We start from the raw sequence: 26,912 nt of genomic DNA on the forward strand, positions 1-26,912 counted from the left end.
CCCCCTACTGATTCAGGAGAAAAATACATGGCTTCAAGCCAGCTTTTCACCAATATCAAAACACTGGTTACTAACGACCCAGCCGTTGATAACGGCGCATTGGGCGTTATCGAAGACGCCGCTTTTATTGTGGATGAGGGAAAAATAGCCTGGGTGGGCTCTGCTGGGCAGGCTCCCGACGCCGACCAGCAATTCGATGTAGACGGACGCGCAGTACTGCCCGGCTTCGTCGAATCGCATTCTCATCTGGTCTTTCAGGGCGACCGCTCGGTAGAGTTTGCTGCTCGCATGGAAGGTAAAAAGTACGAGGCAGGCGGAATACGCACCACGATTAAGAAAACTCGCTCCGCAACCGACCAGCAGCTCAAGGCTAATATTCAGCGTTATATGAATGAGTACCTGAGACAGGGAACTACCACCGTTGAAGTGAAATCGGGCTATGGGCAGTCTGCCGCATCTGAAGTACAGGGTGTGAAAGTTGCTGCGACCTGCACCGATGAAGTCACTTTACTCGCCGCCCATGTGGCTCCCGAGGAATATGCTGGGCGCCAAGACGAATACGTGCAAATGGCGATTGATGAGATGATTCCCCTCGCCGCTAACTACGCTAAGTGGATTGATGTTTTCTGTGAAAAGGGTGCCTTTACCGAGGAACAATCACGGGCAATCCTGAGCGCCGGCGTACAACACGGACTGGTTCCACGGGTGCACGGCAACCAGCTCACCTATGGCTCCGGAGTTCAACTAGCGGTTGAGTTCGATGCCGCGTCGGTGGATCACGTGGTCTATCTTTCTGATGCCGACGTCGATGCTCTAGCGAACAGCAGCACGGTAGCTACCGTGCTGCCCGGTGCAGATTTTTCAACACGCAATGACTACCCCAACGCACGGCGTCTGCTCGATGCTGGCGTTACCGTTGCTTTGGGAGCTGATTGCAATCCGGGAACCAGTTTTACTACTTCGATTCCATTTTGTATTGCCATTGCCGTCCGAGATTTAAAGATGAGCCCTAATGAAGCGGTGTGGGCTGCCACTGCCGGCGGTGCCCAGGCGCTACGACGAGATGATATTGGACGAATCTCCCCCGGCGCTCGCGCCAATTTCATGGCGCTGGATGCCCCTAACCACCTTCACCTGGCATACCGCCCCGGCGTTCCGCTGGTGAGTGGAGTGTGGAAGGACGGCACGCTCACCCACGGATCATCCAGATTGCAGGAGAACAACGCATGATTATTGATAGAGCACCAGAGGCTCTTACCGGACGAGACGACGGTGACGGCCCTGAGCACAACCGCTGGTTCAAACAGCTTCTTACGGTCGATGACTTTACCCCGGAGAACCTGAAGTCTTTAGATGCGGTGTTAGTGGGGTTCGCTTCAGACGAGGGTGTCCGCCGAAATAAAGGCAGGCAGGGCGCCCAAAAGGCTCCCGCCGCTTTGCGAGCAGCGCTGGCAAATTTTGCGCTCACCCCTGATCAGGGTGAGCGCAAGACTGCTGATGTGGGCGATGTGGTCACTGCTGGAAATGAATTGGAAGCAGCTCAGAGCCGCCTAGCCGATACGGTAGCTACGATTATCGACGCCGGTGCGCTAGCTATGGTCTTTGGCGGTGGACATGAAGTTGCGTTTGGTACCTATTCGGGAATTGCACAGTCCTCAGCGCGTGCGCAACAGCGTGTAGGAATTTTGAATCTCGATGCGCATTTCGACCTGCGCTCTGCAGATCAGCCCAGCTCCGGTACTCCTTTTCGCCAGGCACTCGAACAAGAAGCAGCCGCCGGCACCGAACTTTCCTACGCTGTCGTCGGTATTAGCCAGCCTTCCAATACGCAGATTTTGTTTGATACTGCTGACCATTTTGACGTGCGATACCTCCTAGATGAGCAAAGCCAAACCGAAAACCTGGGTGACGTTCAACGGTTTGTCCAGGATTTTATTGATTCTGTTGATGTGCTCTATTTGACCGTCGATTTGGATGTTCTGCCTGCTGCTGTTGCTCCGGGCGTCAGTGCTCCGGCGGCGTTTGGTGTGCCTCTGCCAGTGATTCTCTCCTGCGTTCGTCAAGCTGCTACGTCAGGAAAGCTCATTGCAGCTGATATAGCCGAGCTCAACCCCTCTTTTGATATTGACGGACGCACTGCGCGCAGTGCTGCTCGCATTGCTCACACCGTTCTCACCCAACATAGAAAGATAAATCATGACTAACGATAAAGCTGGCCGCCCTCACGTTGAGGTGGGAATTGGCGCCCTTTCTTTCGAAGACCTCATCAACGTCTGCCGCCATGATGCCACGGTTTCGCTCAGTGAAGAGTCCCTCCAAGAAATCGAAAAATCAGCGCAGCAGATCCGCGATTTAGCACATGATGAAACCCCGGTGTATGGAGTCTCCACAGGCTTTGGTGCTTTAGCTTCAAAGCACATTCCGTTAGAGCAGCGTACCGCTTTGCAACGCGGGTTGATTCGTTCCCATGCTGCAGGTTCCGGCCCTGAAATTGAGCGCGAAGTCATCCGCGGCGTCATGCTATTACGTCTTTCGACTATGGCAACCGGTCGTACGGGTGTACGCCCTGAAGTTGCTAAGGCATACGCTGCGATGCTCTCTGCGGGTATTACTCCGGTGGTCTTTGAATATGGTTCGTTGGGATGTTCAGGTGACCTCGCTCCCCTAGCCCACTGCGCTCTGGCAATCATCGGTGAAGGTCAAGTTCGCGATTCCGAAGGCAATCTCCAGGATGCCGCAGACGCGCTCACCGAAGCTGGATTGACTCCCGTTGAGCTAGCGGAAAAAGAAGGTCTTGCGCTGATTAACGGCACAGACGGCATGCTCTCGATGTTGGTCATGGCAATTACCGATCTTGACCGGTTGGTACGCCTTGCCGACGTCGCAGCAGCAATGTCTGTTGAAGGTCTGGTCGGCACCGATCGTGTCTTCGCCGCTGACTTGCATGAACTTCGCCCCCATCCCGGTCAGATTGCAGCAGCGCGCAATATTCGCACTGTTCTGGAAGATTCCGAGATCATCCGCCACCATCAGGGCGAGCATTCAACCTATGTTCAGGATGCGTACTCGTTACGCTGCTCCCCGCAAGTTGCTGGAGCGGTGCGAGACACCATTGAGCACGCTCGTTCAGTTGCTCTTCGCGAGCTTGCTTCTGCCATCGATAATCCGGTAGTAACCAAGGACGGTCGCGTGGAATCGAATGGTAACTTCCATGGAGCACCGGTTGCCTACGTTCTAGATTTCTTGGCTATTGCTGTTGCCGATGCCGCCTCTATTTCCGAACGACGCACCGACCGCTTCTTGGATCCCGCCCGCAACCGCGGTCTCAACGCATTCTTGGCGGATGACCCTGGTGTAGATTCTGGCCATATGATTGCCCAGTACACCCAAGCAGCGATTGTTTCTGAACTCAAGCGTCTGGCTAATCCGGCATCCGTTGATTCGATTCCATCTTCTGCAATGCAGGAAGATCACGTATCCATGGGGTGGAGTGCCGCTCGTAAGCTACGTAAGTCAGTGGATGGTCTCACGCGTGTTTTAGCTATTGAGATTCTGACGGCTGCCCGAGGTATTGATATGCGGGCTCCGCAGAAACCGGCAGCAGCAACCGGTGCGGTTATCTCCAAGCTCCGCCAAACCGTGAAGGGCCCGGGAACTGACCGCTATCTGGCTCCTGAAATCAACGAAACAGTACGTTTGGTCGCTAACGGTGAACTGCTCGACGCCGTCGAGCAGACCATCGGCTCCCTCCACTAAGATAAAGAGACGCGCCTCTAGCTGCGGGTAACCTACTCGCAACTAGGGGCGACTTTTAATTTCAAATCCCTTTTAGAGCATGTTCCTCGCTTAGCTGTCGGCACCAAAACCATGACTAAAAATACTGGTCCGACCTCCATGTAAAAGCAAAAGAGATACCTCCCACCCAGTGAGCCAAATTGGCTAGTGGGTGGGAGGTTCTTTCTCTTTCTTACGAATTAGCGCGCAGAAGCAGCATCTACGCTAATACGCACACCTGTCTTAGGACGGGTCAGAATCTGATCCCAGCGGAACTCGGTGTCATCCTGATCCTGTGAAATATGCACGTTCTTCTGCGCCATGGCAGAAATTGCAACAGAAAGAGCAGTCACCGCAATGCGTTCACCGGGGCAGCGGTGGCCAGTATGCACATCGCCGCCACCCTGAGGAATAAAGTAGGCGATATCTTCCCAATTCTCGACGCCCATAAAGCGGGAGGGGTCGAAATCAGCGGCGTTTTCCCAGAGCTGAGGAGAGTTATTGGTACCCAAGATATCAATCAAAACGCGCTGTCCCTTATGCACCGGGCAGCCCGAAACTTCGGCGTCTTCTTTGACATAGCCGGGGAGCATGGGAACAAATGGGTACTTACGGCGGGTTTCCTGAGCAAAGGCAATGGATTCGGGGACATTCGCCCAGCTCCCCTTGGCCTCGACTGCGGAGCGGATTTTTTCTGCCCAGTCAGGGTTCTGTACGAGCGCTACTGCAGCAAAAGCCGCAAAGCGGGAAACCGCAATAGTGGGGCGGGTGAGATTCTGCAGTTCAATAGCTGCAATGCGGGCGGAAACCAGTTCGCCATTTTCATCGCGCAAATCCGCGATGTGCGCGGTCACGGAATCAGGGTCAACGTCCTGAGTTCCTGAGCGAACATTTTCAATGAGCTGTTCGAACCAGCGGTCCAGCTTTGCGCGGTCAATCCAGGCGAGAGGATTCTTCAGAGGATTACCGAACGTATCCAGCAGATGGCTCATGCGCTGAGCCTCTTTGACCATCTGCTCATCGGTCATAGGAATACCAGCCCAGCGGAAAGCTGCGCGTCCGTAGGCTACCGCTACATCGTCGTAAACATTGCCGGGCGTTTCAGCCCAGTCCGAGAGAGTGCGCTCCATTTCTTCGGTAACAAGGTCGGCAAAGTGAGCCACGCGTGCGTCGTCGTCATAAGCCATCGCCGCCATCTGAGCTTTGCGCACCTTGTGGGCCTCACCGTCGAGCCCGTGAATTGTTCCCTTACCAAAGAGAGTGTCATTGACGGCGTGAGGCATGGCGCCATCACGGCTAATTTTGGACTCGTCGTAGAAGAAGCCCACGGCTTCTTTGCCGCGAATCATCGTGGCGTCTTTACCCAACATCTTGAGGGTGAAAGGTTCGTGGGAGTTCTGCTTCAAACCAGCTTTAGCACGCATACGCGAAGCGAAAAGGTACCCGTCGGTAATGAAGTTCAGTGATTTATCTTTAAGAGTCTTTTTCTGAGGAGTAGTAGTCATAAAATCAGTCTACTTTCTATTCACCGAAAGTAGACTGATTTAAGAAAAATATCCTGATACTGTACAGAAAATACCTAGCGAACTCGCTTGATAACCAGCACGCCGTCGTCAATAGTGCCTTCTTCACCGTCGGGTGAGGTAACTGTTCGGCTTCTGGTTTCCGCAAGTTTTACTTCAAAACGATCGTCATTTTCCGTGAGAGTATGCGCCTCAACCAGGGGTTGCGGAAGATTCTCCCTCTTCTCGCGGCGAGGGTCATCTTCTTTCATAAACGACGGCATGCCTGCATGTGAAAGAGAGACCAGCTCTCCCCCAACATTCAAGAGTTCAAGTGCGGCTCTAAAAATTCCAATGCGGTCGAGGTCATCAAAGTGGGACTGCATGAAACTGGAAACGATGAGATCGAACTTCCTGTCAGTTCGCCATTCTGCTAAATCCGCCGCCACGAATTCGGCTTCCACACCAATTTTTTCTACAGATTGGCGAGCGCGTTCGATAGCGACGTCGGAAATATCAATTCCCGTAGCCGCCCAGCCGCGCTGTGACAGCCAGATGACATCGCCACCTTCGCCGCATCCAAGATCCAGGACGGTGGTGGGCTGGTATTTTTCAATCAAAGCCACCAAAGTTGCATTGGGTTTACCGGACCAAACCTGCTCTCTTTCCGAGTAAAGGTTGTTCCATGATTCTTGGGGCGTTAGGTTCTCCGAGTTCTGGTGGTGATGGGTTTTGTGTTGATCAGTCATCCCGCCATTCTACCTGTTGAGAATCATTTTCAACATGCAGTAAAGTTCATGTTTGGTCTGCATTGGGGGGGGCTCACCCCATCATGATGAACGAAGGCTTCACCATGCACGTCTGAAAAGACGATATCGTGACTGCCGGTCAGCCACTCGTTACCTATGATCGTGCTCAAGTGGCTCAGGCTGGATATGATGACACCGTAATCACCATCATCACTAACTCCGGTAACTTCTCCACCGTTGAACCTCAACTCAATAAGCAGCTTCATGCCGGTGAACTCGCCGTCATCGTCGAACGCTAAAAATAACTCTCTAGATAAGGAACACCATGTACCACAAAGAGCTCAAGCCTTTCCCACAAGATTTTCTCTGGTCTGCTTCGACCTCCGCTTACCAGGTAGAAGGCGCATGGGACGAGGACGGTCGCGGCCCTATTGCCATCGACCTCAAGAAAGATTTACCCGAAGGGACCAGCGACTACAAAGTAGCTGCTAATCAGTACCACCGTTATCAAGAGGACATCGCGCTGATGGCAGAGATGGGCTTCCGCGCGCATCGGTTCTCTATCGCCTGGTCACGCATCATCCCCGACGGCGACGGCGAAATCAATCCCAAGGGAATCGAGTACTACCACAACTTCATCGACGAATTGCTGGCTCACAATATCGAACCCATCGTGACGATGTTCCACTTCGACACTCCGATTGCTTTAGATGAAAAAGGCGGCTGGGCGTCCCGCACCACCACCGACGCATTCGTCCGCTACGCCGAAGTTCTTTTCAAAGAGTATGGCTCCAAGGTCAAGTATTGGCTGACTATCAACGAGCAGAACATGATGATTCTGCACGGTCATAAGCTCGGCATTATCACCACCACCAGTGATGACCCCGACAAGGAGCTCTACCAAATCAATCACAACATGTTCTTGGCGCAGGCGAAGACCATGGCAATGCTTCACCAGATGCATCCCGAGGCCAAGATTGGTCCAGCACCTAACATCTCCTATGTTTACCCTGCGTCGTCCAAACCGGAGGACGTGATTGCCGCCGATAACTACAATGCGGTGCGCAACTGGCTCTACCTTGATTTGGCAGTGCGCGGTGAATACAACACTCTGGCTTGGGCCTATCTGGAAGAACACGGCTGGGCGCCCACCATTGAAGAAGGCGACTTGGAGATTCTCAAATCGGCTCGACCTGACTTCATTGCTTTCAACTACTACAACACCACCACCATGGCAGATGCGCCCTTGGGTGGTGGTGCCTCAGAACGTAGCGAGGACGCCGACCAGCAAATCGCAGAAGGTGAAGAAGGATACTTCAAGGCTGTTTCTAACCCCCATCTGCAGATGACCGACTTCGGTTGGGAAATTGACCCTGTGGGTATGCGCATGACCTACCGTGCAATCTGGGATCGCTACCGTCTGCCCCTCATCGTGACCGAAAACGGGCTCGGTGCTTTCGACCAGCTCACCGATGACGGGCGGGTACACGATGATTACCGCATCGAGTACCTGCGCAAGCACCTGGAGCAGACGCAGGAAGCGATTACAGACGGCGTCGAAATCCTGGGTTACTCCCCCTGGACTGCTATCGATGTGGTGTCCACCCATCAGGGCGTGGCAAAGCGCTACGGTTTCATTTATGTGAACCGCGACGAGTTCGATCTCAAAGATCTCGCGCGTTATCGCAAAGATTCGTTCTTCTGGTACCAGCAGCTTATTCAGACCAATGAGTTGCCGCCAGAAGATTGGAAGCCTTCCTACCCTGAAAATTCATAGTCGCATCTCAGCGAACCGTTAGCGGGCAGTGGCCCGGAAAGGCGTATTTCCGGGCCACTGCCCTGTTCGCACCCGATAGAATTATTGCAGTGGCTCAGGGGAGGTATCCGTGAAAATACTTCATGTGTACAACCTTTTGTTCTTCCTCTGGCAGATTCCTAAACTTCGCTCTTCTTCGGGCGCGTAAAGGTATCCTGCGCGCTCAAGGCCAAAATGCTACTTGAGATACATCTGGGTGAGGATCTATCTGCCGATGAACGCACTTATCTCACCATCCATATTACTCGGTTGGCGGAGGATCTTTGGGGTGTTCATTAGTACTCCCCCTAGTGGACTGTTGGCAGCCTGAAAGAGCCAAAGGAAAACTTAAATCAGAGCGGCAGCGATGACGCCGACGAGCGGGGGAACCAGTTGAATCAGTGCTGGACGGCGTTTATCTGCACTGGTGGCGAAGAGGAAGATACCGGCAATTGCCATAGAACCTGCCCCTGCAAAAATGAGCGCTTTTGCCACCGCAAGAGAACCGCTCCATAGCGCCATCAGTCCGGCAAAGGCAACAACCGCCAGAAGCAAGTTGTAGAGCCCCTGGTTTGCTGCCATTTCTTTGGTGAGCGCGGCGCGGTTGGAGTCCATGTTGAATGTTTGTAAGCCGCGAGGTTTATCCCAGAGGAAAGATTCCAGCACCCAAATGTAGATGTGGATGAGTACGGCGAGGCTGACAAAGATACTGGCAAGAATGAGCATGAGGGATCTTTCAGGGGTTATTTGTAAAGCAAACTAATAGGGGTGGAGCTGTTGGCTAGTTTTCGATGAGTCTTTGAGAATCCTCTGCTATCTTGAGGTTTTCGATATGTTTTTCTTACATACCGCGGGTTCCCTCTGTAGATGGCGATGGTTCTACTATCTTCTCATGATGTGTGATACCTTAAAACATCCTTTTCAGGTCGTACGTTATAGCGTACGATTTGGAATATGACAGCAATATCGGCCACAAACGCTCGTACACACCTCTATCAACTTATTGACCAGGTCAATAATAATGCGGAACCACTCACGATTACCGGCAAGAGGGGCAACGCCGTCCTGATCAGCGAAGAAGATTGGAAGGCCATCCAGGAAACCCTTCATCTGAGTTCCATCCCTGGAATGGTTCAAAGCATTCTAGCCGCAAAAAATGAGCCTCTCTCTGAAGGAAGCTCGGACCTACATTGGTAAGCCCTGCATGGAAAATTGTTTATTCGAAACAAGCTCAAAAAAATGCACAGAAAAGTTCAACGAGCAGGACTATAAGAGAAAACGCGCAAGGATGTTGAACATCAAAAGAGCGGTATGAATCAATAGGTTTTGGGCATAAAAATAACCTCCCCACTACGCTTCGAACCTAGTGGAGAGGTTTATTTTGTGTCGGGTTGACAGGATTTGAACCTGCGACCCCTTGTTCTAGTCTTTATATCCCGCCCCACTAGGAAGAACGTTTTAGGGAACATCCCGTAAGTGATACGAAAAAAGACAAGAAGATACAAAAAGAGACTACAGGCGATAATAAAAGAACACAAAACGGCTGCAAAAAGGCTACAAAAAAAGAGCCCCTCACCACCCGCAAAGGGCGATGAGGAGCAAACATTTACAGCAAAGAGGAAGGAGTCTCCGAAATCTCGGGGTCAGCGAAACGCTTACCCGCCGGCTCAACCTCAGTAACCGCCACTGAACCAGTAGGCGACGTCACCGGCTCAACCTCCACAGGCTGAGAATCAAAACGCGCAGCCTCTAAGTCAATACGAGTCTGAGACTTACCAGCCGCCGCCGTCAAAGAACCAACCAGCGCAGCACCAGCACCAGTGGCAAGCACCTTAGCCGCATCCAGCAGACCTTCATAAGCAAGCCCGCGAGCCACCGCGATTACCAAGGCAACACCCACAGCAACCGAAATGATAGTCAAAGGCACCAGCTTAGCCAGATTACCGAACTGCAATTTCTTGTCTTCCATTTACTTCTCCCCTGCTGATTTACGGAGAAGGCGACGGATGTCACCCTCATTACGAACCTTTGCCTTACCCGGCAAGAAAAGACCGGTCAAAGTATCAAGAAGCTTCTCGATGTTGTACAGGCGCAAGAAAACACTGCCTGCGGTCTTCACGCCAGCCTTACCTGGTGTCAACTCGTCAAGAATTGGCTGCGCAATGTTCTTGCGCAAAGCCGCTTCAAATTCTTCTTTGCTCGAATACAGAGCCATAATCCCCTCCAAGGAATCAGATTGTCTTAGAGCCGCCGAGAAAGTGTTCCTCGGGACATAACGGAAAATAGTTATAGAAGGCTCGCCGTTAAGCGACCAAATGTAATCATGTGGATTAATCGAAATCGTGTTGTAGCCGTAGTTGCAATGCACGATATTGTCAGCATCAACAAAGATGCCTGTATGTCCACCGCTACCGGCGCTAGAGCCCTTCTCACCCCAGATGAAAATATCCCCACGCTGAGTATGGAAAGAACCATCTACATCACGTTCTACCTCCACAAAGCCGTGCTCTGGGAAATCATTGAACATCGTCTCGGTATTGCCGATACGGGAGCCTTCACCGAAAATGCCGGCATCAATCAGCGCATGATAGACAGAGCTAGAGCAATCATAAGAATCAGGACCGTTACGCTTATCCATTTCCATTGAATACGTAACGAGCCCCTGAAGCGCAGTCATCCAAGCAATCGCATCTTCCATGCTTGCAGGTGGCTGATCTGGTGCGACAGGCTCCTGCCCTGGAAGAACGCCAGTGTGGTTGTTGATGACATCCTCAAAGAAAATGTTGAGGTCAAGGTCAGCGCCCCATCCGTCAAGCCTTCCCTCAGAGGAATACTGCCAGCCCGCGAAGTCCCACCCGCTAGAGTCATAGCCACTGAAGCTGATGTAATCGTCTAGGCTCATGCGCGGTCCGAAACCTTGCGCGCCACCATAGGGGTAACCTGCCAGCCATAGCTTATAGCCCGCGTCCCGCACACCAGGATAAGCATAAGTTCTGAGTGGGTTCATGTAGCAGTAGAACCACGGGACAGTTCCGGTTAGCTCTTGGACACGCCCAAGGAACCTTAGCGCGAAAGACTCGTCAGGGAGAATGCTCTCGTCCTCAAAGTCGAGTACGTAAAAGTCAGGGTAGAGCGATCTATTAGCGACTGTGTTTACGAAGAAATCAGCCTGAGCGATAGGGTCACCTGAGCGTGCGAAATGGTAGACACCTACCTTTTTGCCGCCTACTACTCCTTGCGTGAATTGTTCTTCAAGAGCCGGGTTGATATACCCGGTTGCTTCAGTGGCTTTCACTACGACAACATCAGCCTGATTGATAACGCTCTGAGGTAGTCCTTGTTGATAGCCACTTATATCAATGCCTGTCAGCATAATTCCCTCCTTTCAGGGGGAGATAAGAAGCCCCGGCACAAACCCGTGCCGGGGCAAAAGAAAAGGGACTCAAAATATGAGTCCCTACGGAGCTAACGTGATTGCACGCGTTACGTGGTCAGTATAAATACTGTTGTTCACCTGAATGTAAACATCCCCAGCCTTAGCAAATTTGGAAGGTATAGAAACCGCCAAATCAGGGCTAGAAAGATGAGTAGCACGGCAACCCAAAATACTCATAGTGTCCGAATACGACTCAATGTAATAACCCCACTTATGCGAATGCCCAGAGCCATGCATCGAATACACCTGGCAAGAAGTCATAGCCAGGTCGTGCGCCCAGTTCGTGATGTAGAAGCCAGGCGCAGTATTCATCAGAGTAGATACTTTATTCTTCTCATCCGTGACCGTGCCAGCCTGGGAGAAAACCGAAGCTGAATCAGCGTTGCACCCAGTAAAAGTATTCATTGACCCGGCGATAACCCAGCAAGCACCGCCGACCTCTTGAACTTCGCAAGCCTGAAAGCGGTTACGACTACCCCGCACATAGACCCCGCAGCCGTGACGAATACGCCAAAAGCGGTCAACGTTAGAACCCGAATCATCGGCAGACATATTGTCTGTAATAGTGCGCTGCACATACCAGACCTTGCACGCCACAAAAACACAATTAGAGGTGTACAGCTCTAGGCCGCCGAAGTCACCGCCGCCTTTATTGCACCCGTGAATATCCACGTTAGTGAAATGGTTATCCGCACCAGACGAGCTAATCTGCTGAGGATGCCACAAAGGGCGTCCAACAATCATGCCCGCAGAATTAGTGCGGTCAATGTGAATATTGTTAGCCTTGATTCCCTGGTCATCCGGCCCAATCAACAAGATGCCAAAGTCTACATCCCAGATCTCAATATTTTCGAGATGATGGTAGGCGTCCGGGTTTTGAGGGGAAGACGTCAAATAGGTATTAAAAAGAATGCCGGTTAGGTTCTTGATGATGCCGGTCTGGGCTTGCCAGTCGTACTTCCAAACACCTTTTATAACAATATTTTCAAGCCCTGAGCGCATCCGATACTGGTCACCATTCACGCCACCAGAGGTAACAGTCCACGAACCGATACTGAAAAGCGCGGTTGGCTCCGAGTACCCGCCAGAGGGAATGTTCTTAGTGTACGGAACAAACACGGTGTTCTTAGGTGCACCTAGAATCACAGTGCGCCCTGGAATATCCAGCACGCCAGGCTCAATAAGATAAGTGCCAGGTGCAACATAAATGGTAGCCCCACCATATCCCTTATCGTATTTAGAGCGAATATCCGCAAACATCGCATTGAACGCCGGTGTTGAATCAAAGGTGCCGGTGGGGTCAGCGCCCCATTTGGGGGCAGAAGCGTGGTAGCTCAATCCGAGCGAAACGTTTCGTGCCGCTTGAAGACCCTCACCTGTCAACTCACCATTAGTAATGGTGGGGATGGTTAGGTTAGTCAATTATTTCTCCTAAAGTTTGAGGGTCGCAGTGCCGTTCCCGTTATCGGTTACGCTCATGGTGCTACCGCCCATGCTGTCAATCTGCTTCTGCAAGGCAAGACCGCCACGCGCCCAGATAAGCTGCCGTTCAAGAAGCCAGTCAGACGGTGGCGCGGCATACGGGTTAACCGCAGGCGTCTGTGGGTCAGGTGAAGGCACAAACGAAAGGTCAGTCAAATACACATGATCTGCGTGCTCTTCGTTCGCCTTGTCCATCACTGCGACGTAGTTCTCTTTGGTAACGTCATGGACGACATGCCAGAACTTGTTTGATGGGTACATCAGATAGTGGTCAGGGGTTACAGGCACTTCAGGGTGTAGATACTTCTCAGCTGACTGTTCATAAGTCATGAGTACATCTGCTGTGCTTACCATTTCTTCGATGGTGTTCGAGCCTGGATTATTGACTACCCAGAAGATTTCCCCATACTTAGCCTTGATAGTGTCGTAGAGATCCTGATAGTAAGGCACGTAGGGTTTCTGGTCGGCGCTCCAGCCGTTTACAGCTTCATCTAGGAAAACCCCGTCCACCCCATACCAATCAATGTGATTCTGGATTTCCTGCATGACTTCAGCCTTGGGGCGTTTACCGAAAGTGGTACGCACATACCCCAGCACGCGCGCACCAGAAGTCTTAGCGCGCTTAGCCTGTTCTACCCAGTCAGCGTCTTTTGAAACTCCAGAACCGGAGGAAATATTCAGAATCACGAAGCCTAGCGCATCGGAAAGTGTCAGCGTCTTAGCCCACTTAGAAGAATCTCCGCTATACCAGTCAGCCCACCAATAAGTGATAGGTGAAAGGTGGCGCTGCCCTGGCCGGAAGCGGTATCGCTCCACAGCCAGGGCATTCGATTCCTCTACCTGGGAAAGAGCGTTACCCTTGAATCGTCCGTTCTCATCTGTGGTGAGTACGGTAATTTTCTGAGTCACTCTTTCAGTCCTTCCTAGAGGGTGATAGTGGCGGTGCCATTACCGTTGTCAGTAATGGCGATTCCCGCGCCAGCAGCGGTAACCGATACAGGCAGAGAGAGGTAATCTGCGAGCTTGCCGTAGGCTGTCTGATTCAGGTGAATACCATCGGGGGTGGACCCAACAGAGCCCAAGCCGCTCATGATGGTTTCGTCATCGTTAGAGATGACCGAAACCCACTCGAAAACTCGCTTGAGAGTACCCGCATCGTCCAGGGTAGCCAGCCACGCGTTGTATGCGCGGCGCAAATCTTCCTGACCGCCAGTAATCTTGTCGCGCGGGAAAATGGTTGTAGCGAATACATCCGCCCCTGATTTCACACGCTTCTTCATCATCGCAAGCGAGGTGTTGAAGCGATCCTTGACGGTCTGCAAATCACCAGTTCCAGACAGCGAGAAGATGTCATTTGATGCCATAGAGTGCACCAGGACGTCGCCCTTGGTGAGTGAATCCCACTGGCTAATCTTCAGAGAAGTTTCGCCGCCATCAATCCATGACTTCATCGTGTCACCAGAAGCAGCGTAGTGAATGGGTAGCCCGCCGTTCTTACGTGCGTACTGTGAAGCAACCGAATGGAATACAGGCAGGTTCGAACCGATACCTACAGTGAGAGAGTCACCAAAGAAGGTGTAAACCGGAGTGGTGCTAGGAGTCTCAGCTTCAATCCACACGAAGAAAGGCGACGTATTCACAGACCAAGGTGCGGTAGTGGTGTTCATGAATGCGGTCTTACCAGCTGTGTAAGCACCGCCTGCAAGACCAATAACACCTGATGCCGGTGCGCCGGTGAATGCAATTTCCAAAAGGTTCTGTTTGTTGTCCCCGATGTTCTGAGTGAACCAGGGGGAAACCCATTCGCTACCATCAGCAGGGGTTGTGAAAGCGTCCTGAATCTTGGTAGGTGCCCCGAGGTACTTGCCGGGGTTAGCGGGGTCATGAGCGCCGAAAGCGATACCAGTCATGTTGATTGCACCAGTTTTCACGGTGCCATACATCGGGTTGACGTTCTGGATGTGGACGCGCCACTTGCTGATTGCGGCGTTGAACTGCAGCGGGAAACGCACAGCGTCGTCGGTATTGGTGTAATACTGTGACGCACTAGTAATCTGACCCAAAGTAAGAGCCAAAGGCACATAACGCGGGGTGCTAGTGGCGGCACCACCGCCCGTTCCTACCTGGGCAAGAATCTGAGACTTTGCAGTAGCGATTTTTGAATCAACAGCGGTCACATCTGCTTTAGCTGTCAGCTCGGACTTAGTAGCTAGGTTAGTGATTACCGGAATCTCTGCTTTGGTTGCCAAAGTAGAAATCTCAGTCTTAGTTGCAAGAGCTGATACATCGGGGATGAGCGCTTTCACCGCGTCAGCCTTTGACTGAGCGATGCTATCCACCTGCGCTTTAGGTGTGCCGGTTAGCTGACCATTGTTGTCGGTCAAAGCAAATCGGAGTTCTTGAGCCATGGTTTTTATCCAATCCGTAGTGTGGCTGTGCCATCTTTGTGGTCGATGATGTTTTGACTGATAAGGTCAGCCGTGCCGTCACCTAGCGGCACCACCTCAAATTCCCAGCCAGAGCCGGGGACTTGAGTAATCCATGAGTCACTTTCCAGATGAAAGGACAGCGGGCGAATGGGGACTGAGAAGCCGTTCCACTTGAGGCGGAAGTCTGCTTGCCATTGCCCATACGCAAGTTGAAGGGGCCCGCCGTCGCGGTCTTTGAGTTCCCCCTGCCCGTTGAGGTAGCCGGTTATTGGGACTCCGAGCGGGTAGTCTGCGCCAGGCTCGGAGAGCGTGTTAATCGGGGTGAAAATGATTCGTCCTGTGAGCGGGGTGTTATTACCGTCGCGTGAGAGGAATCGTCCTTGCACTGTGCCGTATTGCAAAGCACTCCTTAAATGAAAAGACCGCCCGATTAGGGGCGGTCAGGTTCGGTTATTTCGCGGTGGTCTTGAAGCTCGTATTCGACTTTTGTTAGTCGCCGTTCTCGCTCGTTACCTTCTCGCATGTGCGCGTCTAGCTTTTCCGAGACTTCGCGGGTTGCCTCACGATCTGCCAGCAGGGTGTCGTTGATGCGGGCTAGCTCTTTGTCGTTTCGCATTTGTCCGTTGATGATTGATTGCATCATCTTCGACATCGCTTCGAAGTTTTCGTGAAGTTTCGCGTGTTTAGCGTCGAGGTCATCGCGCAGGTTCGGGTTAGGGGCGTTAGCGTGCGAGTTCTCGGTGTGTTCGCGGGCTACTGCCGCATCCGCTGCAGCGCGCTTAATGTTCTTTCGAATCTCTTCAAATTTGGGGGCAAGGAATTTGAAGTAGAAAGCGGTGACTGCACCGAAAACACATGCGACGGTCACCAGCACATCGATTAGTACATCAAGCCATGCCACGCCTGTATGGGAGAAATCCAAGCTTGTGCCGTCGGGCAGGAAACCACCAAAAGGTTCGGGGGAAAGATAAGGGGAAGGCATAGGCGTCACTGGTTACTCCCCCTCTTCAGGGGTTAGCTCCTTGACCTTGGATTGCAGTAGCTCAATTTCGATGCGGGCATCAATGAGCTGGTCTCGAAGGACGGCGACATCATTCTGGTAGACGCCAATCTTTGCCTGTAGTTTCTCTTCGTTATTCATTCTTCTTTTCCTAATCGTTTGCTACGACTGCCATCCACTCGCCGGTAATTGATCCGGTTGAGGTGGATGTCGAGAGGTTGTAAATTCGCACGTTGAATTTTGTGGCTGACACGCCCCATACTGAGCACAGGATAGGGACGCGGTTAGTGCTCTTCACATTGGTGAAAATTTTGGGGCTGTTACCTGACATAGTCGTGTTGAGAGGAAGCTCGGCGTCCATCCACTGGTTAGCTCCTAGGCTGGTGCCGGTGAACCATCCGAACGCCATGCCCGTGCCGATATTGACTTTCCCGTTTACTCCGAAATTGCCGTTAGCTGTCAGGTGGCCGTTAGAGGTAATCCCCTTAGCTATCAGCGACCCACTCACTACAGTGTCACCACCCAGCAAGACACCGCCTCCTGGATCAATAGCGAACTGGCGTTTGTCTGAATCATTACCACCTAGCGAAATACCAAACCCAAAACGACCTGAAGCTGACAGGCGCACAATGGCATTGTCATAAGAGGTCACACCAGCGACACCAGAGCTCTGCATATCGATGAGGGTTTCAGTCATAGCAAAGGTCTGGTTGTACCGGTTGAATACTCGCACGCGGGGCTGACCGTAACGGCCCGTGGCAAACTCGCCCACGATGGTGTTGTTTTTACCGTCAAGGTTAAGTGTTTGAGCCCCGTTGTCGTCCCATGCCCGAATGCCAGCGTTACTGATTTTTACACCCGCATTGGAAGCCACATCGGTCTGCAAAGCACCAGCAGTAATTAGCTGCGCCCCCAACGTCTGCACATTGATTTTCTGCGCAATAAGCTCGGGAGTGACAAGCGACTGCACCACCGTCGCCTTATTGAGTATCGCCTCATCAGAGACAACGATCTTCTTGGACTCAACCGACATAGCTTTCACAATCTCAGCCGACATTGCCGAGGTGACATTCAGCTGCGCAACATCAAGTGTGCCGTTCACGATGGCATCCCGTGCCACCAACTTTTTAGTCACGTTCAATTGGTCAGCTACCGTTGTGCCGAGGAAGGTAGCATTATTCAGTAGCGCGTCTTCAGTAACCACCAAACGCTTCACAGTAGCGTCCATGGCGTTCACGACTGCCGCAGCTAGATCACCATTCACCACAAGCCGGTCAAGAGTGACCGGGGCGCGTGCCACATCAAGCGCTTTCTGCGCCGTATCAGCCGCGTTCTCCGCCTGAGATGAAACCTCATTAGCCGAAGTCTGAGCTTGTACCGCCGCATCCTGCGCTTGCTGCGCGACAGCCTCCACATTAGAAAGCGAATCAGAGACTTTCTGAACCTCATTCGCGTTGGCCACAGTCTTATCGGAAAGCGCCTTCACATCCGTTGAAGTAGATGAAAGCGTTTTCTGCAGTGCCTCTTGCGCTTTCAAAGCTTCCGCTAGCTTCTGCTCAGACGCACTAATCCGATCTGCATACACAGAGAAGTCACCGCCAGATGCCTGGATGCGTGACTTAGCCTCGTCCAGCTCATCACGAGTCAGCTCCAAATCAGCTTTAGCATCATCTACCGCTTTCTGAGCGGCGTCAATACGCGAATCGAAATCAGCGATAGCGTCGCCATCCCAAGTGTGCTGCGCAAAAGATGAATCATAGAAAACGATTCGCTCATCAGGCTGAGCCACTTTCACGCCCACCGGCACGGTCTGAGTGTTTTTACTATTACGCAGAAGTATCCGTAGATCGTCCCGGCTCCTTTGCTCAGAGGGGCGCAGGTTATCAATCTTCGTCAAAGAATCACCACCTATCTTCTTGGAAGTCCAGTGTCACGGCATCCGTGAAGTCGCCATTCGCACTAATAATTTTCATGGGGCGTGTACCGTCGGGGATGTTCAGCCAGCCTTTGAGTGTCACCTGGGCTGTGTCGCCCACGTGATAGGACCCGAGAGGGTGCTTGCGCGAGTTGGCGCGCACGGTGAAAGTTACCTGGTCTACCATCTCGTAAGGGCTCACTAGTGCCCCGTTCGCCTTAGCCTGCAGTGACCCTTGCTCTGATTGGTCAGATGCAGAGATTACTGTTTCAAGGAAAGGCATACCGTTCTGCACACCAACCAAGTTCTCTGCATAAACCCTGACTACGCCCTCACCCTCACCTGATCCGGTCACCCACACACGCGAGTTCACGTACTTAGCTGAAGATGAGATAGTTGGCGCGCCAATATCTGCCTTAGCCGCCGTCGTATCAAAATCAGGTTCACCGGTCTGAGGGATTGACGGGTTCAACTGCGTACCGTTGACCATGACCCACACGATGCGGGTATGGTCTTCATCAGCCCACTGAGGGCGGAACATAATATCTGGGCCGCGTTGTAGCTCTGATAAGTCGGTGAGGAGCTTGTCGATGTCGTTGTTCGCCAGGTTCCACCGCTGATAGTTTTTCTCGAAGCGCCCATTCTCTGAGGGTGTGCCATGGATGATGGGGAGTTTCCCGCCCGGCTTATCCATACCGTGGCTAACCAGCCCCCAAGCCATGTCCCCGTAGGTCATGTTTTTGAAGGAGAGGTCAGACCACACAAGGCGGCGCTCAAGAATCTTCCTAATACCGCCACACAGGAAAGTGAGGGTGTCAGTCGTTTCGTACTCGTAATCGTAGATAGGGCCCGCGACTATGGGTTCTTCTACGCCGTCCTGCCCGGTGTAGGTGAAGAGTACCCCGCCAGACCATGGCATCCACCAGAGCTTTTCGCGGTTGCGTAGTTCGCTCTTTTGGACTTCGATGCGCATGGTCTCAGTCTTGTTGAGGTCAATCCCCCATGAGCCGCTGACCGGGTCGTATTCAGACCCGACTTCACCAGTTGTAGTCCGGATGGAGTAAACTTTCCAGCCGGTCTCATGAGTGCTCATTAAACAGTTGCCACCCCTCGGTGGATTACGCGGAAGTCGTCACCACTAAATTTGTCTGGGCCGCCATGGCGAACGCGCCAGTTGCCTGACATTCCCGGCGGGCTGAATCGGTGTTCTACCGTGTATTTGACGGTGTGCCGCCCCTCTGCGAGGGTGACAATACGGGAGAACTCTTTCGATTCGTAGAAGCGGTCGAAGCGACGCTCCCACGAGTACTGCAGGACGTCGTCCACGTAGAGGCGGTAAATGACTGAACCGTATTCATCCTTAGTGTCAAGCTCAGAAGATACGCATGAGGATAGTTTCAGCTCGACGTCTGAATCAGTCCACAGACCAAAAGAACCAGCGCCACGAGTGAGCTGCTCCCCCGGCTTATGCACAGTCGTGTCAGTGTCAATGGCTGAGAATAGGATGCCGAATTGCCCGCCAACGGGGCGAGTGAAAACCCGGTTGCCTGTGGGTGTGCACTGTGCCGTGGAGGTTGCGCCAGCGGGGACGATGTACCGCCCGATTTCTACCGCGTTAGTAGGTAGTGAAGTGCCTACCCCGACATACACCAGATTGTTTTTATCTGGTTCTGGGAAATTCTGCTTGACATAGATAATGTCCGTGCGTGACCCAGTTGCCGGGGCAGGATTCGTTGGGATGGTCTGCGCAAGGACGGGGACGGGTATCTTATGGAAATCGTCCAGCTTAATCATTGCCCCACCGGGAATGATTTTGTACTTCATCTCAGAAGTCGGCTTCACGTCGCACCCGGTGAGGATGCCGTCACGGATGTACATTGCAGACCAAATCGCCTGAATGTCTTCTGGCATTGTGTTATTGCCGCTTTGGTCTGGTCCTATGCCGAAACCTGTAGCCATGATAAAGGGCTCCTAAATGTAAGTGCTGGAAAGAGAAACATCCGCCCACCCGTTAGATGGAGCTAGGGCGGCGATGCGTGGCTGGAAGGATTCACGCGGGGCGACCTCGAACCAGTCACGGTTCTTGAGCTTGTATGTTTGGTCAGTGTCCCCGACCATGACTTTGCCCTCTGCGCAGTTGATTGATACCGGCGTGGTTGCGTCAACCGTGGAGGGGTAGGTGATGCGTTTCCCCGCGTATGCGATGGTGAAACCTGCGGGCCAGTCACCGTAAACGGTGATGTTTGGGTAGGCAGTTGCGTTTCCCTCGTTCCCTAAAGCGGCTGATAGCGGCGCACCCTTACCCCAGTCCAGGACAGGCGTTCCAGATGGGTTTTTCTTGGTAGCGAAAAGCGGGTAGACGAGCCCCTGGCCGAACCCTGCCGGGAATATCTGTGAGATACGAGGCGGGGCATACAGCCAGGGGTCAGCAGCTATCAGAGGCACGCTCAGCTTAATGACGTGTTTGCCCTCTGGTGTTGGCACGATCTCCCCATCAAGGCGTACGCGGGAGGTGAGCACGAGGTCACCAGTACGAACCGTGAGTTCCCCGTGCTCACCGTCATACATCAGTGATGATAGGTAGCGTGCAGCAGTGTGCCGGTCGTAATCGCTCTCGAAATAGAAGGTTCCGAGCAGGGTAATTATCCTGCCAGTACGCCGTCCATCACGCTCGAATTGCCCGTGATTGATAACGCGCTGAGGTTCTTCGCCAGCGACACCAACACCGCCGTACCACCCTTTGACGTCCCTGAGCCGGAATTGCGCTTCATCCCAAACATAGTTATTAGAGAGAATGATATTTCCGTGCGCCCCTGTGAGGGTGGCATCCCAGATAGTTGTGGGTTCAGACATCTATATGACCTCTCGGATGATTCGTGAGAACGTCTCAGACGCACGCACAGCGTAATGGTTAGGGTCGGTAGCCTGTGGGGTGTTCATGACGATTTGCTCAATCTTCATGCCCTCCTTAGTGACCGGCTGGGGAATGTTGATTTCTCGGTTGAATCGGTAGTCGTTGGAGAAACCTTTGATGCCAGCCAATGCAGGTGATCCGCCCTCAGCAAACCCACGTCCCTGCCAGTTCTTGAATACGCCGCCCCGGTTCATCCACTCAAGTACCTTCAGGTTGTCTCCTGCAGATACCTGAGCTGAGCGGGTGATAAATTCGGTGGACTGTACGCGGATTAGTTCGCCGGTGTCAGCGACGATGCCCCAGAGGTTGTCCTGCAGGATGTTGTCAGGGCGTCGCCCTGGGATGCGTCCGCCGCCTGCGTAGCCGCGTACACCTGAGCTGACCAAACCACCGGAAGCTTTACCGGGTCCGCCAACTGCTCGACCTAGTGAAGATTCCGTGTACATCTTGTTCACTGTGATGGTCGAGGTCTTAGACATCGGGATAGCCCAAATCGCTTCCTTCGTCTGGTTCGCCATATCGCGCGCATCAGAGGAAGCTGTCAAAGAAGTGTGCTTCGAGTTAGGGATATTCTCCACAGACGTTTTCGTACTGTTCGCTTCCAAACGCCCCAGGGTAGACATTGACGAGTCAGTATGATGTGACCCTGGAATGTTCTTGATTGCGCTAGTCGTATTGTCTGCCTCGGTATGAGCGCTAGGCGACATCGACGAGTCAGTGTGATGCGAATCAGGGATGTTCTCCACAGCTTTATCGGTTGATTCAGCCATGTTCTTAGCGTTATCGGACATCCATGTTTCAATATCCACGTTCGGGGGGATGCCGAGCGTGGCACGCGCCAGGGTGTCAGCCTGTTCAGCAGTCAGACCGAATTGGGTTCCGTTGTTCACTAGGTCGGTGTACGTCCGCTGTAGTGCGCCTTGTAGTTCTGCTTGTGATGCGCCGTTATTTGCCATCGCTTCTGCCATCTTGAACCCTTTTTGGGCGACTTCATTGAACGCCTGCTGAGCCGCGTAACCCGAAGCGGTTGTAACATCGAATGCTGTACCGTTTGCGTTGAGTTGGAAAGCGTTCTCAGCCAAAGCAGTACCTAGATCGCGTACTGACTGGGAGTATGCGCCCTGTGCCTCAGTCATGGACATCTGGGATAGACCTAGCCGAGTCATAGCGTCCACAACATCTTTCAACGGAGTAGCAGCTGATTCAGCCGCACCCGCCATTCCTTCGAGCCCTGCCTGTGCTTGAGCTGCACCGCCTGCCGCTTCAACGAGTTTCGGTGGTAGCTCCCCCATCATTGCCGACAAGGTTTCTTGCGGAGTAAGGGTAACCCCCAAAGATGAAGCATAGTCAAGGATTGCTGATTGAAGCTGCGGGAACATCGCGGCCATCTCTTCGATGTTTCCGCCCTGAGCCTTGACTTGCTCGCCCCATTGAGCGAAAGAAGCGGTAGCTTGTTCGATGTTGCCCGCGCCGACCATGGCGGCAAGCCGACCATCCAACTGGCTGATAGATTCTTTCGCCTGAACGTTAGCATCGGAGAAACCCAGGATGTCGTTTCCCCATGCTGAGAATTTCTCAAGCCCTCCAAGGTTCTGAAGATTCGTGATAGCGTCCGCAACGCCGTTCACTCCCTGTACGGTTCCGTCCCACATGGTTGAACCGTTGCCGTTAGCCCACGCCGCGCTGGCGAAAACCGCGTCAACGTTCTTCACACCATTAGCGGTATCAGCAAAAGCGTTCTTCAGTTGTTCGGATGAGACATTAGCTTCTTCAGCGGCATTGCCCCACTCTCGCAGAACCTCAACACCGGCACTAATAACAGCCAACCCCGCACCAGCAATACCAATGTTCTGCATGGCCCGAGAAAACTTAGTCACACGGCCAGCGTTCACATCAGCCGAATTACCGAACTGGTCAAGAGCACCTGAAGCGTCGGAGGTAGCGCCACGGATGGACGAGAACATTTCCTTAGCCATGCCGATACCATCACGCAAAGCCACATAACCTGAGACTGCTTTCATGGCTAGACCAGCGGATGCGAGAGCCGCACCGCCAATGGCAGTGAGAACCGCAGCCGTTTCTAGGGCGGGTGCTGGAATCTTGCCGATAGCATCAACAACATTCGTGAGCGACTGTACTAGCGTACGCAGAGCCGCGTTACCAGATCCGCCAGCGCTCAAGAACACTGTCTCGAAAGCACCAGATAGTTTCTCAAGGTCACCCTTGAGGTTGTCCTGCTTGATAGCGGCAGTTTCAGCCGCATACCCTGCGTCGTTGACCTTGCTAATCCAGTCCTGGATGCCTGCCCCGCCCTGAGCGTAGAGCACGTTCGCGGCGCGTACAGCATCAGAGCCGAAGATAGTAGCCATAGCCGCATCACGCTGAGCCGGGGTCAAACCTTCCATCGATGTTTTCAACTGCTCTGCAAGGTTCGCCATGCCCACGAAGTTGCCCTGGGAATCGTACATATTGATTCCGAGCTCCTTCATGGTGGAAGCCGCCTCTTTCGAGGGGTTCTGCAAGTGCTGAAGCATGGACTTGAAAGACGTACCAGCATCCGAACCGATAAGACCGGCAGACGCGAAAGCCGCCAGCGTGCCGGTGGTTTCCTCAAGGCTAATGCCAGCCTGTGAAGCGACCAGACCAGATTGCTTCAGAGCGTAGCCCATGTCGGTGACAGAGCCCTGTGCCTTGCCAGCGCCAGCGGCTAGGAGGTCAGCGACGTGTCCGACGTCGGAACCTTTCAAACCGAACTGGGTCATGGCAGTAGCGGCGATTTCTGCGGCGTCGCCAACTTCCATCTGACCAGCCGCCGCCAACGACAGCGCACCCTTCAGACCGCCGCCCAGAATGTCCTTCGTGGAGATACCAGCCTTAGCAAGCTCATCAATAGCGCCCGCCGCTTCCTTAGCAGAGTACGCGGTATCTTTACCCGCTGAGAGGGCCGCTTCACGAAGGAGCTGCATGTTCTCGGCTGACTCATGGGTAGATGCTTTGACGTTCGACATGGCGGCGTCGAAATCAGCGTACTTGCTCACGGCAAGACCGAGAGCGCCCACGATAGCGGTACCGCCAATAGTTGCCGCGTTCGAAACCTGATGCCACGAGTCAGCGTACTTCTGTGATGCCTGAATCGCGTTACCCGTAATCGAGCCGGTATCACTCCACGACGCCTTCATGTCCGAGGACGCTTTACGAGATGATGCCCCGGCTTCTGCCATTGCCGCTTTGAATCCGCCAATCTCAGCGCGCAAACGGACGGTTACTTGACGGTCAGCCACAGGCCCACTCCTCTATACTTTTATTTAGTTCACTCTGCTGAAAAGGAAATAGCTTCATGAATAACGAACCTAAGAAGCCTGGTCAGGCACTCATCAATTCGGGGATAATCGTTGCCCTTATCGGGTTTTTACTGCTGTTGATGTTCGCGTTCGGTGCAGGAGCCGAAGGTAAAGCGCCAATCTTCCAGCTCATTCTTTTGATTGTTGGAGGGCTACTCGTTTTCTTCGGATACACCAAACGCCGCAACAGCTAGTCAGCGAATGGGTTAGCGCCGTAAGAGGTAGCCTGCTCGCTGCTGCCCTCTTCAAGAACCGGGTAAATAACTTGTCCCGGTTGCGGCTTATACGTCTTATCGCTGGTGTGCTCATCCATAGCTTTTTTGGCGTAGCACGTATCTTCTTGCACCTGGAACCATCCGTCGCGCCCTGGATCTCTACATACTGAGAGCGGGTTGCCACACTCGGGGCAGATGGTGGACTTGAAAAGCTCGAAGCCCATGACCATGACCCGGTCGCGTTCAGTCCAAACCCCGTCCGTGTGGGTTGCTATGAATGTGGGCGGTTTACCCCACTCCTTAGCGGTCTTGACCACTAGAAGCAGGGCGTGATGCTCACCGGTTGCTAAGCAATCAGCTACGAAATCGGGCGTCTACCGGGTTCTCTTTCGCCTCACGGTAAGCACGGGTAACAAGGTTGAACTGGGTTCCCACGGTCTGGTGCAGCTGGTGCCACTGCTCAGCAGTAAGCTTCTGACCGTTCAGCGTGCCAGCACGTTCAAGAATCTGGTAAGCCACATCCAAGGTGGTGGGATTCTCCCCTGCTGCTTCAACGGCTTCTGCGTCTTCTTCATCAATTAGACCGAATACGGTTACCTCAGCCTTTGCGGCTTCCAACTGGGCGAGTAGTGCACGTTGCTCATCTTCGAGCTGCGCGAGTGTGCTATCCCCCAGTGAGTCCATGCTGTTGCCGGTCTCAGCGTCCTTCTGAGCTAGACGCATCTTTGCCTCTACTTCCTCAACCTTTGCAGGGAGGGTCGCATCGCGGTAGATGATCGCTTTCTTGTGTGCGCGGTGCTCAGTGCCACCGATAAGCCAGTCAGCAAGGTTGAAACCTTCAGGGGCGTTTACGGTCTCGTTGGTGTTCTCAGACATTTCTCAAATAATCCTTTACGCTTTGGCTCGGTTTTTGGCTCAAAAAAGGGGTTGCGCGCCTGGTGAGTGCCGAGCCAAAAGACACGCCACCAGGGCACAAAAAAGACACCAACCAAAACAGGTGGTGCCTAGCTTCAAAGTACAGCGGGGATATTAGCCAGTAGCGACTACTGCATCCATCCAACCGTCCTGCACAAACATCGGGATGATACGGCGAATGTAACCGCCAGCATCAGAAGGCGACTGAGGGGTATCGGTGACAACTTCGAATACCTCGATTTCGTCTCCTGCCTCCCAGGCCGCGTCGTAAGCCTTGCCAGTCTCACGCTTCACCAGGTAACCGTGAGTTCCCTTAAGCTTCACTGCCTGGTAGGCGACATCTCCGAGAGCGTCCTTCTGACCTGGCTTAGTGGCATCAAACCAGCGGAACACTGACATGGACGCCTCGTAGTTTGACTGGCCAGGGGTGGAAGCGTTCGCGGTTTCACACAGCGCCGCCATCTCATCCACAGTCTCAGAACCAACAGGGGACGCCCGAAAGTCTGACTTCAAGACACGGCAAGACAAATCAATGCCCGCCGTCAACTCGGTGACAGTAGGCTTAGACGGATCTTTCAAAGTGGGCAGAAACGCCAGACGAATACGCCCATCAGCGAGAGTCTTAGGTGCAAGAGCAGTTGCCATTACTTACCTGCTTCCTTCTTGGTTGATTCCGCGCGGGTTGATGGCGCGGGCTCAATGAGATCTTTGTAGAGTTCGAATTCATGCGGGAAAACGTAAAGGATTTCTCCGTCGTCCTTCCGCTTAGCTTTGACCTTTTCAGGCATAATATTTTGACCTTCCGGTTTTATTGGGTGTTGATGTTCCAGAGCAGGGGCAAGAAACGGCGGTGAGGTGTAACATTCTCATCCACCATCACCGCCGCATAAGGCTGTGAGAGATCATCAGGTTTCACGGGGTGACCGCCAATGAGATGATTCGTGAGCCGCTTCTGCACCAGCTCTGCAACGTCCCATACGTCGCGCTCGTTAGCGGCGACGATTTGGGTTTGAATAGATGCGTGTACTGAGTCCACATCAGCCAGCGCCCCGAGGTGTTCCATCTCCCCGAGCCCTGAACCGTGACCGACCCACACAATGATGTAGGGTTTGATTTCCCCTGTCGCGTAAGTCTCTAAGCGGTGAGGGGTCACCCCGTCGTACACGGCGACAGAGCCGTGAAGCCCACTCAAAACATCTACGACTTCTTCACGGATAGCCTTGCGAGTTATCAAAGGACACCTCCGAGAATGTCAGACAGGGACGCCTCGAATGAGGGCAGGACAGCTTCAGCGGCGGGACGCATATAAGGTTGAGCGCCCATGCGCGAGGTGCCGTATTCGACATACCCGGCATAGTTCACAGTCGGTCCCACAATCGATTCCAGGGATGAAATGTTTTTCACCGTAATGGATGAGCGCAAAGCGCCTGTGTCTACGGGGGCGA

General features: G+C 53.1%; 29 protein-coding genes. 7 read left to right on the forward strand and 22 right to left on the reverse strand.

Annotated elements, in window-relative coordinates:
• Window positions 1–27: 27 nt before the first annotated feature.
• Genes hutI through hutH form a run of 3 tightly spaced genes read left to right on the forward strand, consistent with a single transcriptional unit; the run spans window position 28 to window position 3,756 of the window.
• On the forward strand, window positions 28–1,230 hold the full coding sequence (gene hutI, locus ACFR81_RS05925; RefSeq protein WP_068171758.1) for an imidazolonepropionase: 1,203 nt from the start codon (window positions 28–30) through the stop codon (window positions 1,228–1,230).
• The gene (gene hutG / locus ACFR81_RS05930; protein ID WP_343874123.1) at window positions 1,227–2,204 is read left to right on the forward strand and encodes a formimidoylglutamase; all 978 of its coding nucleotides are present in this window, start codon (window positions 1,227–1,229) and stop codon (window positions 2,202–2,204) included. The genes hutI and hutG overlap by 4 nt, the downstream gene beginning before the upstream one ends.
• Window positions 2,197–3,756, forward strand: coding sequence for a histidine ammonia-lyase (hutH, locus tag ACFR81_RS05935; RefSeq protein ID WP_343874126.1), 1,560 nt, complete (start codon window positions 2,197–2,199; stop codon window positions 3,754–3,756). Before hutG ends, hutH begins: the two co-directional genes overlap by 8 nt.
• 218 nt (window positions 3,757–3,974) lie before the next feature.
• Here hutH and ACFR81_RS05940 read toward each other — a convergent pair whose 3' ends face one another.
• Together ACFR81_RS05940 and ACFR81_RS05945 are read right to left on the reverse strand one after the other, a co-directional pair.
• Window positions 3,975–5,279 (reverse strand): cytochrome P450, encoded by a 1,305-nt coding sequence (locus tag ACFR81_RS05940; RefSeq protein WP_343874128.1) that lies wholly within the window; start codon window positions 5,277–5,279, stop codon window positions 3,975–3,977.
• A gap of 74 nt (window positions 5,280–5,353) precedes the next feature.
• Window positions 5,354–6,025, reverse strand: coding sequence for a class I SAM-dependent methyltransferase (locus tag ACFR81_RS05945; protein ID WP_343874130.1), 672 nt, complete (start codon window positions 6,023–6,025; stop codon window positions 5,354–5,356).
• Window positions 6,026–6,153: 128 nt separating this feature from the next.
• On the opposite strand from ACFR81_RS05945, the gene ACFR81_RS05950 reads away from it, so the two are divergent.
• Both ACFR81_RS05950 and ACFR81_RS05955 read left to right on the forward strand, forming a co-directional pair.
• Window positions 6,154–6,324: a hypothetical protein gene (locus tag ACFR81_RS05950; RefSeq protein ID WP_343874132.1), complete on the forward strand. Its 171-nt coding sequence runs from the start codon at window positions 6,154–6,156 to the stop codon at window positions 6,322–6,324.
• A 26-nt stretch (window positions 6,325–6,350) separates the two neighbouring features.
• Window positions 6,351–7,802 carry a glycoside hydrolase family 1 protein gene (locus ACFR81_RS05955; protein WP_343874134.1) on the forward strand — a complete coding sequence of 484 codons (1,452 nt, stop codon included), beginning with the start codon at window positions 6,351–6,353 and terminating at the stop codon, window positions 7,800–7,802.
• A gap of 366 nt (window positions 7,803–8,168) precedes the next feature.
• On the opposite strand, the gene ACFR81_RS05960 is transcribed toward ACFR81_RS05955, so the two are convergent.
• Window positions 8,169–8,546, reverse strand: a complete 378-nt coding sequence (locus ACFR81_RS05960) for a DUF1304 domain-containing protein (RefSeq protein WP_343874136.1) — start codon at window positions 8,544–8,546, stop codon at window positions 8,169–8,171.
• A gap of 228 nt (window positions 8,547–8,774) precedes the next feature.
• On the opposite strand from ACFR81_RS05960, the gene ACFR81_RS05965 reads away from it, so the two are divergent.
• Window positions 8,775–9,017 (forward strand): type II toxin-antitoxin system Phd/YefM family antitoxin, encoded by a 243-nt coding sequence (locus ACFR81_RS05965; RefSeq protein ID WP_068171735.1) that lies wholly within the window; start codon window positions 8,775–8,777, stop codon window positions 9,015–9,017.
• A gap of 409 nt (window positions 9,018–9,426) precedes the next feature.
• Here the strand turns inward: ACFR81_RS05965 and ACFR81_RS05970 are convergent, their stop codons facing one another.
• The 13 genes from ACFR81_RS05970 to ACFR81_RS06030 form a co-directional block, all read right to left on the reverse strand.
• Entirely contained in the window at window positions 9,427–9,789 is a 363-nt protein-coding gene (locus tag ACFR81_RS05970; protein ID WP_343874140.1) for a hypothetical protein, read from the reverse strand.
• The gene (locus ACFR81_RS05975) at window positions 9,790–11,193 is read right to left on the reverse strand and encodes a peptidoglycan amidohydrolase family protein (protein ID WP_343874142.1); all 1,404 of its coding nucleotides are present in this window, start codon (window positions 11,191–11,193) and stop codon (window positions 9,790–9,792) included.
• Between the two features lie 84 nt (window positions 11,194–11,277).
• Window positions 11,278–12,678, reverse strand: a complete 1,401-nt coding sequence (locus ACFR81_RS05980; protein WP_343874144.1) for a glycosyl hydrolase family 28-related protein — start codon at window positions 12,676–12,678, stop codon at window positions 11,278–11,280.
• 9 nt (window positions 12,679–12,687) lie between these two features.
• Window positions 12,688–13,647 (reverse strand): spherulation-specific family 4 protein, encoded by a 960-nt coding sequence (locus ACFR81_RS05985; protein ID WP_343874146.1) that lies wholly within the window; start codon window positions 13,645–13,647, stop codon window positions 12,688–12,690.
• A 14-nt stretch (window positions 13,648–13,661) separates the two neighbouring features.
• Entirely contained in the window at window positions 13,662–15,146 is a 1,485-nt protein-coding gene (locus tag ACFR81_RS05990; RefSeq protein ID WP_343874148.1) for an SGNH/GDSL hydrolase family protein, read from the reverse strand.
• A 5-nt stretch (window positions 15,147–15,151) separates the two neighbouring features.
• Complete coding sequence (locus ACFR81_RS05995; RefSeq protein ID WP_343874150.1) at window positions 15,152–15,568, reverse strand: hypothetical protein; 417 nt, start codon at window positions 15,566–15,568, stop codon at window positions 15,152–15,154.
• A 29-nt stretch (window positions 15,569–15,597) separates the two neighbouring features.
• Entirely contained in the window at window positions 15,598–16,158 is a 561-nt protein-coding gene (locus tag ACFR81_RS06000) for a hypothetical protein (RefSeq protein WP_343874153.1), read from the reverse strand.
• A gap of 3 nt (window positions 16,159–16,161) precedes the next feature.
• On the reverse strand, window positions 16,162–16,308 hold the full coding sequence (locus tag ACFR81_RS06005; RefSeq protein WP_343874155.1) for a hypothetical protein: 147 nt from the start codon (window positions 16,306–16,308) through the stop codon (window positions 16,162–16,164).
• 10 nt (window positions 16,309–16,318) lie between these two features.
• Window positions 16,319–18,064 (reverse strand): hypothetical protein, encoded by a 1,746-nt coding sequence (locus ACFR81_RS06010; protein ID WP_343874157.1) that lies wholly within the window; start codon window positions 18,062–18,064, stop codon window positions 16,319–16,321.
• A gap of 4 nt (window positions 18,065–18,068) precedes the next feature.
• Window positions 18,069–19,175 carry a hypothetical protein gene (locus ACFR81_RS06015; protein WP_343874159.1) on the reverse strand — a complete coding sequence of 369 codons (1,107 nt, stop codon included), beginning with the start codon at window positions 19,173–19,175 and terminating at the stop codon, window positions 18,069–18,071.
• A complete protein-coding gene (locus tag ACFR81_RS06020; RefSeq protein ID WP_343874161.1) occupies window positions 19,175–20,041 on the reverse strand; it encodes a hypothetical protein in 867 nt (288 codons plus the stop codon). Before ACFR81_RS06020 ends, ACFR81_RS06015 begins: the two co-directional genes overlap by 1 nt.
• A gap of 12 nt (window positions 20,042–20,053) precedes the next feature.
• Window positions 20,054–20,935 (reverse strand): phage tail family protein, encoded by an 882-nt coding sequence (locus ACFR81_RS06025; RefSeq protein WP_343874163.1) that lies wholly within the window; start codon window positions 20,933–20,935, stop codon window positions 20,054–20,056.
• Window positions 20,936–24,277 carry a phage tail tape measure protein gene (locus tag ACFR81_RS06030; protein WP_343874165.1) on the reverse strand — a complete coding sequence of 1,114 codons (3,342 nt, stop codon included), beginning with the start codon at window positions 24,275–24,277 and terminating at the stop codon, window positions 20,936–20,938.
• Window positions 24,278–24,333: 56 nt separating this feature from the next.
• Between ACFR81_RS06030 and ACFR81_RS06035 the strand changes: the two genes are divergently transcribed.
• Window positions 24,334–24,531 (forward strand): hypothetical protein, encoded by a 198-nt coding sequence (locus tag ACFR81_RS06035; RefSeq protein WP_343874167.1) that lies wholly within the window; start codon window positions 24,334–24,336, stop codon window positions 24,529–24,531.
• On the opposite strand, the gene ACFR81_RS06040 is transcribed toward ACFR81_RS06035, so the two are convergent.
• The 6 genes from ACFR81_RS06040 to ACFR81_RS06065 all read right to left on the reverse strand — a co-directional run.
• Window positions 24,528–24,776, reverse strand: coding sequence for a hypothetical protein (locus tag ACFR81_RS06040; RefSeq protein ID WP_343874169.1), 249 nt, complete (start codon window positions 24,774–24,776; stop codon window positions 24,528–24,530). The two genes, ACFR81_RS06035 and ACFR81_RS06040, sit on opposite strands and share 4 nt — an antisense overlap.
• A gap of 130 nt (window positions 24,777–24,906) precedes the next feature.
• Window positions 24,907–25,428 carry a hypothetical protein gene (locus ACFR81_RS06045; protein WP_343874172.1) on the reverse strand — a complete coding sequence of 174 codons (522 nt, stop codon included), beginning with the start codon at window positions 25,426–25,428 and terminating at the stop codon, window positions 24,907–24,909.
• A gap of 153 nt (window positions 25,429–25,581) precedes the next feature.
• The gene (locus ACFR81_RS06050; protein ID WP_343874175.1) at window positions 25,582–26,112 is read right to left on the reverse strand and encodes a phage tail tube protein; all 531 of its coding nucleotides are present in this window, start codon (window positions 26,110–26,112) and stop codon (window positions 25,582–25,584) included.
• Complete coding sequence (locus tag ACFR81_RS06055) at window positions 26,112–26,255, reverse strand: hypothetical protein (protein ID WP_343874177.1); 144 nt, start codon at window positions 26,253–26,255, stop codon at window positions 26,112–26,114. Before ACFR81_RS06055 ends, ACFR81_RS06050 begins: the two co-directional genes overlap by 1 nt.
• A gap of 20 nt (window positions 26,256–26,275) precedes the next feature.
• The gene (locus ACFR81_RS06060; protein ID WP_343874180.1) at window positions 26,276–26,701 is read right to left on the reverse strand and encodes a hypothetical protein; all 426 of its coding nucleotides are present in this window, start codon (window positions 26,699–26,701) and stop codon (window positions 26,276–26,278) included.
• Window positions 26,698–26,912 (reverse strand): HK97-gp10 family putative phage morphogenesis protein (locus ACFR81_RS06065; RefSeq protein WP_377148676.1); only part of this gene is annotated, 215 nt, incomplete at its 5' end. The genes ACFR81_RS06060 and ACFR81_RS06065, both read right to left, overlap by 4 nt.

Source organism: Rothia amarae, from assembly GCF_042677725.1.
In the GTDB taxonomy this organism is placed as follows: domain Bacteria; phylum Actinomycetota; class Actinomycetes; order Actinomycetales; family Micrococcaceae; genus Rothia; species Rothia amarae.